Genomic DNA, 1,672 nt, shown 5'->3' on the forward strand with positions numbered 1-1,672 from the left:
CTGCGCGTGTTCAAGGTCACCGGCGAAACCAACACCGACGACCTGTCCCCTGCCCCGGATGCCTGGTCCCGCCCGGACATCCCGCTGCACGCCCTGGCCATGCTGAAAATGGCCCGTGAAGGCATCGTGCCTGACGTCCAAGGCGTCACCGGTCCGATGAAGCAGATCGAAGAAATGCGCAACAGCGGCTTCCCGATCGCCTACGTCGGCGACGTGGTCGGTACCGGTTCTTCGCGTAAATCGGCGACCAACTCGGTGCTGTGGTTCTTCGGCGACGACGTTCCTTACGTGCCGAACAAACGTGCTGGCGGTTTCTGCTTCGGCAGCAAAATCGCCCCAATCTTCTACAACACCATGGAAGATGCCGGCGCACTGCCGATCGAATTCGACGTCACCAACATGAACATGGGCGACGTGATCGACCTGTACCCACATGCTGGCAAAGTCTGCAAACACGGCACCGACGAAGTCCTGACCACCTTCCAGATGAAGACCCCGGTTCTGTTGGACGAAGTTCGTGCTGGCGGCCGTATTCCGTTGATCATCGGTCGCGGCCTGACCGACAAAGCCCGCGCCGAGCTGGGCCTGGGTCCTACCGACCTGTTCAAGCTGCCTGAAGCACCTGTCGACACCGGCAAGGGCTTCACCCTGGCACAGAAAATGGTCGGCAAGGCCTGCGGCCTGCCAGAAGGCAAAGGCGTTCGTCCAGGTACTTACTGCGAACCGAAGATGACCACCGTCGGCTCCCAGGACACCACCGGTCCTATGACCCGTGACGAACTGAAAGACCTGGCGTGCCTGGGCTTCTCGACCGATCTGGTGATGCAGTCCTTCTGCCACACCGCGGCTTACCCTAAGCCGATCGACGTGACCACCCACCACACCCTGCCAGACTTCATCATGACCCGCGGCGGCGTTTCCCTGCGTCCGGGCGACGGCATCATCCACAGCTGGCTGAACCGCATGCTGCTGCCGGACACCGTCGGCACCGGTGGTGACTCGCACACCCGTTTCCCGATGGGCATCTCGTTCCCGGCCGGTTCCGGTCTGGTCGCATTCGCCGCAGCCACCGGCGTTATGCCGCTGGACATGCCGGAATCGATCCTGGTGCGCTTCAAAGGCAAAATGCAACCTGGCGTCACCCTGCGTGACCTGGTTCACGCCATTCCTTACTTCGCGATTCAGGCTGGCCTGTTGACCGTTGAGAAGAAAGGCAAGAAGAACGCCTTCTCTGGCCGCATCCTGGAAATCGAAGGCCTGGACAACCTGAGCATCGAACAGGCTTTCGAGCTGTCCGACGCCTCGGCCGAACGTTCGGCTGCCGGTTGCACCATCAAGCTGTCGAAAGAGTCGATCACCGAGTACCTGAACTCCAACATCACCCTGCTGCGCTGGATGATCGGCGAAGGCTACGGCGATGCACGTACCCTGGAACGTCGTGCCCAAGCGATGGAAGCCTGGGTTGCCAACCCTGAGTTGATGGTTGCCGATGCTGACGCCGAATACGCTGAAATCATCGAAATCGACCTGGCCGACATCAAAGAGCCTGTGCTCTGCGCGCCAAACGATCCGGACGACGCCCGTCTGCTGTCCAGCGTTGCTGGCGAGAAGATCGACGAAGTGTTCATCGGTTCGTGCATGACCAACATCGGTCACTTCCGCGCTGCCGGTA

1 protein-coding gene is annotated in these 1,672 nt (G+C 60.8%); it reads left to right on the forward strand.

All coding sequences use genetic code 11. The features are described from left to right. Positions 1–1,672 (forward strand): bifunctional aconitate hydratase 2/2-methylisocitrate dehydratase (locus tag ACIPL2_RS20010; protein ID WP_401358819.1); only part of this gene is annotated, 1,672 nt, incomplete at both ends.

Origin of the sequence: Pseudomonas sp. NPDC086251 (genome assembly GCF_044746405.1) — a bacterium.
GTDB lineage: Bacteria > Pseudomonadota > Gammaproteobacteria > Pseudomonadales > Pseudomonadaceae > Aquipseudomonas.